General features: G+C 74.0%; 6 protein-coding genes. 1 reads left to right on the forward strand and 5 read right to left on the reverse strand.

The window, feature by feature from the left end; all coding sequences use genetic code 11:
- Window positions 1-8: 8 nt before the first annotated feature.
- Window positions 9-1,241 carry a cytochrome P450 gene (locus tag LCD31_RS27300; protein ID WP_224962808.1) on the forward strand — a complete coding sequence of 411 codons (1,233 nt, stop codon included), beginning with the start codon at window positions 9-11 and terminating at the stop codon, window positions 1,239-1,241.
- Between the two features lie 40 nt (window positions 1,242-1,281).
- On the opposite strand, the gene LCD31_RS27305 is transcribed toward LCD31_RS27300, so the two are convergent.
- From LCD31_RS27305 to LCD31_RS27325, 5 genes are all read right to left on the reverse strand, one after another.
- Window positions 1,282-1,824 (reverse strand): cyclodeaminase/cyclohydrolase family protein, encoded by a 543-nt coding sequence (locus LCD31_RS27305; RefSeq protein ID WP_224962798.1) that lies wholly within the window; start codon window positions 1,822-1,824, stop codon window positions 1,282-1,284.
- Entirely contained in the window at window positions 1,821-3,518 is a 1,698-nt protein-coding gene (locus LCD31_RS27310; protein WP_224962800.1) for a formate--tetrahydrofolate ligase, read from the reverse strand. The genes LCD31_RS27305 and LCD31_RS27310 overlap by 4 nt, the downstream gene beginning before the upstream one ends.
- Entirely contained in the window at window positions 3,515-4,357 is an 843-nt protein-coding gene (locus LCD31_RS27315; RefSeq protein ID WP_224962802.1) for a methylenetetrahydrofolate reductase, read from the reverse strand. The genes LCD31_RS27310 and LCD31_RS27315 overlap by 4 nt, the downstream gene beginning before the upstream one ends.
- Window positions 4,358-4,376: 19 nt before the next feature.
- A complete protein-coding gene (locus tag LCD31_RS27320) occupies window positions 4,377-5,576 on the reverse strand; it encodes a glycine cleavage T C-terminal barrel domain-containing protein (RefSeq protein WP_224962804.1) in 1,200 nt (399 codons plus the stop codon).
- A gap of 74 nt (window positions 5,577-5,650) precedes the next feature.
- The gene (locus LCD31_RS27325; RefSeq protein WP_224962806.1) at window positions 5,651-8,125 is read right to left on the reverse strand and encodes an FAD-dependent oxidoreductase; all 2,475 of its coding nucleotides are present in this window, start codon (window positions 8,123-8,125) and stop codon (window positions 5,651-5,653) included.
- Window positions 8,126-8,471: the final 346 nt, after the last annotated feature.

Genomic DNA, 8,471 nt, shown 5'->3' on the forward strand with positions numbered 1-8,471 from the left:
GCCCCGGGCTGCGCCGCCCGCTGGCCCCGGAACTCGTCCAGCTCGGCGTCGACCCGTTCGACCCGCCCGCCGGGCTCGCCCGGCTGCGCGCCGACGGGCCGGTCGCGCCGATCACCCTGCTCAACGGCGCCCGCGCGTGGATGGTCACCGGCTACCGCGAGGCCCGCGAAGCGCTCGGCGACACCCGGTTCAGCTCCGACCGGTTCCGCCACCGCGACGCGCTGCAGCTCACCCCGGAGGAGGTCGCCGCGGGCGGCTGCCCGCACGCCGCCGCGCAAGCCCCGGCCAAGCACGGGCTGTTCATCTTCATGGACCCGCCCGAGCACACCCGGCTGCGCCGGATGCTCATCGGCCAGTTCACCGTCCGCCGGATGCGCGCGCTGGAAGCACGGGTCACCGAACTGGCCGTGGACCTCGTCGAGGGGATGAGGGCGCGCGGGAACAGCGCCGACCTCGTCGCCGACTTCGCGCTGCCGCTGCCCTCGCTGGTCATCTGCGAGCTGCTCGGCGTCGACTACGCCGACCGCGACCGGTTCCAGCGGGACGCGGCGATCTCGTTGAACATCCAGGCGCCCGAGCAGGAGCGGACCGCGGCCTCGGGGCGGCTGCGCGAGTTCATGCGCGGCCTCGTCGCGGGCAAGCGCACCGCCCCCGGCGACGACCTGCTGTCCGGGCTGGTGCACGGCGACGCCGATCCGGCGCTGACCGACGACGAACTCGTCGACATCGCCACCACGCTGCTCACGGCGGGGCACGAGACGACCGCGAACATGCTCGCCCTCGGCACCTTCGCCCTGCTGGAGCACCCGGAGCAGCTCGCCGCGCTGCGCGCCGACCCGGCGCTGATCGACGGTGCCGTGGAGGAGCTGCTGCGCTACCTGTCGGTGCTGCACCTGGGCATCAGCCGGGTCGCCACCGAAGACCTGGAGCTCGGCGGCGTCCGCATCCGCGCGGGCGAGACGATCCTGGTGTCGGTGCCGGAGGCGAACCGGGACGCCGAGCAGTGGGACGACCCCGGCGAGCTCGACGTCACCCGCGGGCGCGGCGCGCACCTGTCGTTCGGGCACGGCGTCCACCAGTGCCTCGGTCAGCAGCTGGCGCGGGTGGAGATGCGCATCGGCTACGCCGAACTGCTCGACCGCCTGCCCGGGCTGCGCCTCGACGTCCCCGCCGCGGAGGTGCCGCTGCGCACCGACATGGTCATCTACGGGGTGCACCGGCTGCCGATCAGCTGGGACTGATGTGCGGCCCGCCCGGGACGGGCCACGCACCCGCGGTGGTTCAGGACAGGTGGCGGGCCGCGGCGGCGGCGTGCGCGTCGGCCTCGTCGGCGGGGGCGAGGTCGGCGCCCGCGGCCGCGAGGTCGATGCGCACCAGCGCCGCGGCACCGCGCGCGGCCCCGGCGGCCAGCGCGGCGGCGGCGAGCGCGTTGGCGCGGTGCGCCGGTGCCGCCTCCGCCGCCACCTCGCCCGCCAGCGCCGCGACCTCGGCGGCGAGTTCGGCGAGCCGGGCAGGCGGACCGGCCGCGCCCGCCAGCGCCTCGGTGAGCGCCGCCGCCCGTCCCGGGTCGTCCGCCGACCGGCGCTGCGCCGCCAGCACGTCCTGGTAGGCGTCCGAATCGGCCCGCGCCAGCTCCACGGCCCGCTGCCGCAGCGCCTCGGCCCGCGAGGCCCGCGACGCGTCCCGCCGCAGCCGCGCGCACATCGCCAGCAGCCCGGCCGCCGCCGCCGTGGTCACCGCGCCGACCACCCCGCCGGTGGCGGACGGCGTCGGCGCGGCCACCTCGTCCAGGAACTCCCGCACGCTCGCGTCGAGATCGGTCAACTCAACCCCACGACCCGGCCGTGCTCGTCGATGTCGATCCGCTCCGCCGCCGGGTGCGAGCCCAGGCCGGGCATCGTGCGCACGTCCCCGCAGATCGGGTACACGAACCCGGCGCCCACCGAGGCCCGCACCTCCCGCACCGGCAACGTCCAGCCCGTCGGGGCGCCCAGCAGCTTCGGGTCCGAGCTCAGCGACAGGTGCGTCTTCGCGATGCACACCGGCAGCGAACCGAACCCGCTCGCCTCGTAGTCCCGCAGCGACCGCTCCGCCGCGGGCGCGTACGACACGCCGTCGGCGCCGTACACCCGCCGCGCCACCGTCTCGATCTTCGTGCGGAGGTCGGCGGAATCCGGGTACAGCAGCCGGAACCGGTTCGGTTCCGCGGCCGCCTCGACCACGGCCTCCGCCAGGTCCTTCGCGCCCTTGCCGCCGTCGAGGAAGTGGCTGCTCACCGCGACCCGCGCGCCCGCCGCCTCCGCCACCTCGCGGATCGCGGCGTGCTCCGACGGGTGGTCGGTGGGGAACGCGTTCACCGCCACCACCGGCGACACCCCGTGCAGCCGGATGTTCTCGATCTGCTTGCGCAGGTTGTCCGCGCCGGCGCGCACGTCGTCCGGGTTCTCCGCCAGCAGCTCCGGCGGCAGCGGCCTGCCCGCCACGATCTTGTGGTTGCCGGAGTGCGCCTTCAGCGCCCGCACCGTCGCCACCAGCACCGCGGCGTCCGGGCGCAGCCCCGAGCTGCGGCACTTGATGTTGAAGAACCGCTCGGCGCCCATGTCCGCGCCGAACCCGGCCTCGGTCACCACGTAGTCCGCGCAGCGCGCCGCGATCCGGTCGGCCACCACCGAGGAGTTGCCGTGCGCGATGTTGCCGAAGGGGCCCGCGTGCACGAACACCGGCGTGTTCTCGGTGGTCTGCATCAGGTTCGGCTTGATCGCCTCCCGCATCAGCACGGTCATCGCCCCCGCCGCGCGCAGCTGCTCCGCGCTGACCGGGGTGCCGTCGCCGGTGTACCCGACGACGATGCGGCCGAGCCTGCGCCGCATGTCGTGCAGCGAGTCCGACAGCGCCAGCACCGCCATCACCTCGCTGGCCGCGGTGATGTCGAAACCGGTCTGCCGCGGCGTGCCGTCGGAGGTGCCGCCGAGTCCGGTCACGATGGAGCGCAGGTCCCGGTCGTTGACGTCGAGCACCCGCCGCCAGGTGATCCGGTTCGGGTCCAGGCCCAGCTCGTTGCCCTGGTGCAGGTGGTTGTCCACCATCGCCGACAGCAGGTCGTGCGCCGCGGTCACCGCGTGCACGTCCCCGGTCAGGTGCAGGTTCAGCGCCTCCATCGGCACCACCTGGCTGTAGCCGCCGCCCGCGGCACCGCCCTTGATGCCGAAGGTCGGGCCCATCGAAGGCTGCCGGATCGCGACCGCAGAGCGGTGCCCCAGCTGCTTCAGGCCCTGGCCGAGGCCGACGGTCGTGGTGGTCTTGCCCTCGCCGAGCGGGGTCGGCGTCACCGCGGACACCAGCACGTACTTGGCGCGCGGCCGGTCGGCGAACTCCTCGACGGCGTCCAGGGACACCTTCGCCACCTGCCTGCCGTACGGCTCCAGCAGGTGCGGGCCGATGCCGAGCTGCGCGGCCACCTCCTCGATCGGGCGCAACGCGGTGGCCCGGGAGATGTCCAGGTCGGACGGGATGCTCATGCGGGGACCTCCTGGAGCCGGGCCACGGCGTCGTCGCGCCACCGAGCGGTCCGGCCGATCTCGTCGAACGTGAACAGGTGCCACCCGGCGATGCCCGGGGCGGGCTCGTCCAGGTGCGCCGACAGGCCGTCGACCAGCGCGTCCGGGGTGTACGGCACGAGCAGCCGGGTCACCACGCCGTGCTGCTTGCGCAGGAACCGCAGCGATTCGCCGAGCCCGATCTTCATCGACACCCGCAGCAGCTTCGTCACGTCCACCGCCCCGGGCAGCCCCACGTGCACCGGCAGCAGCACGCCGCGGTCGCGCAGCTCACCGAGCCAGCGGGCGATCCGCTGCGGGTCGTAGCAGATCTGCGAGACCGCGTAGTCGGCGTGCGGCGCCTTCGCCGCCAAAGCCCCGATCGTGACCGCGTCGGTGAGGAACGCGTGCCGTTCCGGGTAGGCGGTGATGCCGACCCGGCCGGGCCGCCGCCCCAGGTCCTCGATCGCCCGCAGCAGCGCGAGCGCGTCCGGGAATTCCCCGGCGGGCTCGGGGGAATCGCCGCCGACGACGAAGATCTCGTCGCTGCCCAGCGCCGCCGCCCGGTCGAGCAGCGCGGCGAGGCGGGCCCGGTCCGGGATGGACCGGCCCGCCAGGTGCGGCACCGCGTGCAGCCCCGCCGCCGCCAACCGCTCGGCCGTGTCCAGCGTCGCCTCGGGCCCCTTGGCGGGGGAGGCGGTGACGGTGACGGTGCTGCCCGCGGGCAGCACCCGCGCCCGCTCGGCGGCTCCGCGCACCGGCAGCACTTCGAACCTGCTGCGGAGCAACGTCTCCCGCAGCCGCTGCGTGCTGGTGTCCATCAGCTCGACCTCCGCCCGGTCACGCCGTCGCCGTGCGCTCGAAGTGCTTCGGAATCTCCTTGTTCGGGTCGTGGAACGGCTTCTCCACCACCAGCGCCTCCTGCGGGCCGTGCTGGGTGTGCACCACCAGTTCCGTGCCCGGCTCCTGGTAGGCGACCGGCACCATCGCGAACCCGATGTTGGCGTCCAGCCGCGGCGAGCGGCAGGCGGAGGTGACCTCGCCGATGCGCAGCCCGTGCGGGTCGTGCACGTCGAACGGTTCGATCATGCTGCCGTCGTTGAACGAACCGACCCCCGGCCCGCCGATGCGCACCCCGACGAGCTTGCGCGCCACCCCTTCGTCCTTGATGCGGGTCAACGCGTCCTTGCCGATGAAGTCGGCCTCCTGCGCCAGGTCCACCATCCACGTCTTCTCGAAGCCGTAGCCCGCCTCGAACGGGTTCGTCTCGTAGGTGATGTCGCAGCCCCAGGACAGGATTCCGGCCTCGATGCGGCGGATGTGGCACGGTCCGATCACCTGCATGCCGTGCGGGCGACCGGCCTCCCAGATCGTCTCCCACAGCTTCACGCCGTCCCGGGTGGCGTCGTGCAGGTAGATCTCGTAGCCGAGCTCCGCGGTGTAGCCGGTGCGGGAGACCACCACCCGCATCCCGTTCAGCTCGCGGTCCACCGCGTAGTAGTAGGGAACGTCCAAGATGGACTCGCCGAACAGGTCCACCATCACGTCCCGCGACTTCGGCCCCTGCACCTGCACCGGGCCCACGTCCGGTTCGCGGATCCGCACGTCCATGCCGAGGTTCTGCGCCAGGCCCTTCGCCCACAGCAGCACGTCGCTGTCGGCCAGGGACAGCCAGAAGTGGTTCTCGCCCAGCCGCAGCAGCACCGGATCGTTGATGATGCCGCCGTCCGCGGCGGTGACGAACACGTACTTGCACTGGCCGACCTTGCACTTGGTCAGGTCGCGCGGCACCAGCATGTTGGTGAACTCGAAGGCGTCCGGTCCGGTGATCTCCACCTGCCGCTCCACGCCGACGTCCCACAGCGTCACGCCCTCCAGCAGCGCCCAGTACTCGGCGATCGGGTCGCCGTAGTGGCGCGGGTGGTAGGTGTGGTTGTAGACGCTGTAGAGGCTCACCCCGTGCTGCCGGGAGGCGTGGAAGAACGGCGACTTGCGCAGCCTGGAGTACTGCAGGATTCCCGGGTTCGGATTCACGGTCATGAGCGGCGCTCCTTCTCGGTGGGTGGTGTCGAACGGCCCGGGTGGTGGCCCGGGTTGCGTCGTGCGGGTGGTGCTCAGGCGCGCATCCGCGCCATCTCGGGGTCGAAGACCGGATCGGCGACGACCTCGGCCGGATGTCGGCGGTCGAAGTACGCCACCCGCAGCCGGGTGCCCGCCTCGGCCAGCTCGGCGGGCAGCCACGCGTAGGCGAGGCTCATGCCGGTGCTGTGGCCGTAGCCCGCGCTGGTGGTGAAACCGACCGCGTCGCGCCCGGTCTCGGTGAACACCGGTTCGGCGCCCATCAGCACCTCGCCGTCGGTGACGTGCAGGCAGCACAACCGCCGCCGCACCGGCCGGTCGCGGCGCCGCAGCAGGGCGTCACGGCCGATGAACTCGCCCTTGCCGGGTTTGACGGCGAACCCGAGGCCGGCCTCGTCGGGGTCGTGCTCGCTCCACACGTCCGCGCCCCAGGCGCGGTAGCCCTTCTCCAGCCGCATCCCGTTGAACGCGGCCCGGCCCGCGGGGAAGATGCCGTGCTCGGCGCCCTGCGCGAGCAGCAGGTCCCACAGTCGCCTGCCGAACTCGGCGGAGGCATAGAGCTCCCACCCGAGTTCGCCCACGTAGGACAGCCGCAGCGCGGTCACCGGGACCTCGCCGACGAACAGCCGCTTCGCCCGGAAGAACCGGAAGGCCTCCGCGGAGACATCCACGTCGGCCAGCGGCGCCAGCACGTCCCGCGCCCGCGGGCCCCACAGGCCCAGGCAGCAGGTCCCGCCGGTGATGTCGCGGACGGAGGTGGTGTCGTCGGCGTGCGCGCGCAGCCACGCCACGTCCCGCGGCCCGTTGCAGCCGACCTGGAACTCGGTCTCGGACAGCCGGGCCACCGTGATGTCGCCGCGCACCCCGCCGTCGTGCTGGAGCAGCAGCGTGTAGGTCACGTAACCGGGGGCGCGGTCCAGCTGCCCGGTGGTGAGGCGTTGCAGCAGCGCGAGCGCGCCGCGCCCGCTCACCTCGGCCCGTGCCAGCGAGGTCATGTCGAACAGCGCGACCCGCTCGCGGGCGGCCTGGTGCTCGGCGGCGGCGCTCGGCGACCGGTAGCGCCCCGCCCACTCGCCCGGGAGCACGATCTCCCGCCCCGCCACGAGGAATTCGTTGGACTCGTACCAGTGCGGGCGCTCCCAGCCGTTGGCCTCCAGGAACACCGCGCCGAGCCGCTCCTGCCGCTCGTGGAACGGGCCGGTGCGCAGCGGGCGGGGCCGCGCGGGCGGCTGCTGCGGGTGCACCACGTCGTAGACCTCGCGGAAGCTCTGCGCGCTGCGCTCGGCGACGTAGGCGGGGCTGTGCGCGAAGTCCTCGAAGCGGCGCAGGTCGGCGGCGCGCAGGTCGATGCCGGGCGCGCCGTCGCTCATCCACTCCGCCATCGCCCGGCCCACCCCGGCGGAGTGCGTGATCCACACGGCTTCGGCGACCCAGAACCCGGCGACCTCCCGCGACGGCCCCAGCACCGGCATCCCGTCGGCGGTGAACAGGAACAGCCCGTTCATGCCCTCGGCGAGTTCGGTGCGGCGCAGCACCGGCAGCAGCTCGCAGGCGTCGTCCCAGGACCGCTTGAAGTCCTGCGGGGTGAACGGGTGCACCGAGGACATGCCCGCCCAGCCACCGCCCCCGGACGGTGCCTCGGTGCCGTCGCCGGTGGTGGGCGCGATGTCCTCGGCGCGCACCGGGATCACCCGGTGCCGGTAGGTGCCGATGCCGTAGCGGTCGTGGACCTGCCGGAAGTACATCGAGGCGTCCTGGTGCCGCAGCATCGGCTGCGCCACCTCGGGTCCGGTCGCGGCACCGAGCCCGGCGACCGGGCCGGTCACGGCGTACTGGTGCGCCAGCGGCCGCACCGGGATGGACACCCCGGCCAGCGCGCCGACCTTCGGGCCCCAGATCCCCGCGCAGCACAGCACCGATTCGACCTCGAACTCGCCGCGGTCGGTGCGGACCGAGCGGACCCGGCCGCCGGTCACGTCGAAACCGGTCACCTCGGTGCGGCCCTGGAACCGCACGCCGAGGCGTTCGGCGGCGCGGGCCATCGCGGCCGCGGCCCGGACGGGTTTGGCGACGCCGTCGCCGGGGACGTGCAGCCCGCCGCGGATCCGGGACGCGTCCGCCTGCGGGATGCGGTCGGCGACCTCGCGCGGGCCGACGAGTTCGGCGGGCACGCCCCACGCGGCGGCCAGCCCGCGCTTGCGCTGGAGGTCGTTCCAGCGCTCCGCGGTGGTGGCGACCTCGATGCCGCCGACCTGGTGGAAGCAGGGTTCGCCGTCGAACTCCGCGGCGCCGAACCGCTCGACGGTGTACGCGGCCAGCCGGGTCAGCAGTTCGGAGGCGTTGGTCTGGAACACCAGCCCGGGGGCGTGCGAGGAGGAACCACCGGTCGCGAACAGCGGCCCCTGGTCCACGACGAGCACGTCGGTGATCCCGGTGCGCGCGAGGTGGTACGCCGCGGAGCAGCCGACGATGCCCGCTCCGACGATGAGCACTCGTGCCCTGCCGTCCATGTGCCGCCCCCTGGCTCATGACGCTGGTTCCGGGGCCCGAGGCGGACCGGTGGCCGGCTCGGTCCCGCTCGCGGCCGGTCGGGGTCGTCCCGGAACGATCCGGGGCGGTTGTTGCGCTGTTCACAACCGGCTGCGATTTACGCAACACTGCGCCCGGACGGCGGGGCGCGTCAAGCACACGGCAGGGCGAATTCCCTTGGTGTGATCGGGTTTTCCCGCGCGCCGCCGCGACGCGCCGAGGTTCGCCGCCGGCGTGCCGGAGCGGCGCGCGGCCGGTGTGCGCGGTCCGCGCGCGGCCGGCATTCCGAGGTGCCCCGGGTGGGGGTCCGCCGCGGCCGTCCGGTCC

Origin of the sequence: Saccharopolyspora sp. 6M (assembly GCF_020176775.1) — a bacterium.
In the GTDB taxonomy this organism is placed as follows: domain Bacteria; phylum Actinomycetota; class Actinomycetes; order Mycobacteriales; family Pseudonocardiaceae; genus Saccharopolyspora_C; species Saccharopolyspora_C gregorii.

Coding starts and splice junctions, on each gene's coding strand:
- LCD31_RS27310 (WP_224962800.1), bottom strand. CDS start 3,518: ATGAGCATCCCGTCCGACCTGGACATCTCCCGGGCCACCGCGTTGCGC.
- LCD31_RS27315 (WP_224962802.1), bottom strand. CDS start 4,357: ATGGACACCAGCACGCAGCGGCTGCGGGAGACGTTGCTCCGCAGCAGG.
- LCD31_RS27320 (WP_224962804.1), bottom strand. CDS start 5,576: ATGACCGTGAATCCGAACCCGGGAATCCTGCAGTACTCCAGGCTGCGC.
- LCD31_RS27325 (WP_224962806.1), bottom strand. CDS start 8,125: ATGGACGGCAGGGCACGAGTGCTCATCGTCGGAGCGGGCATCGTCGGC.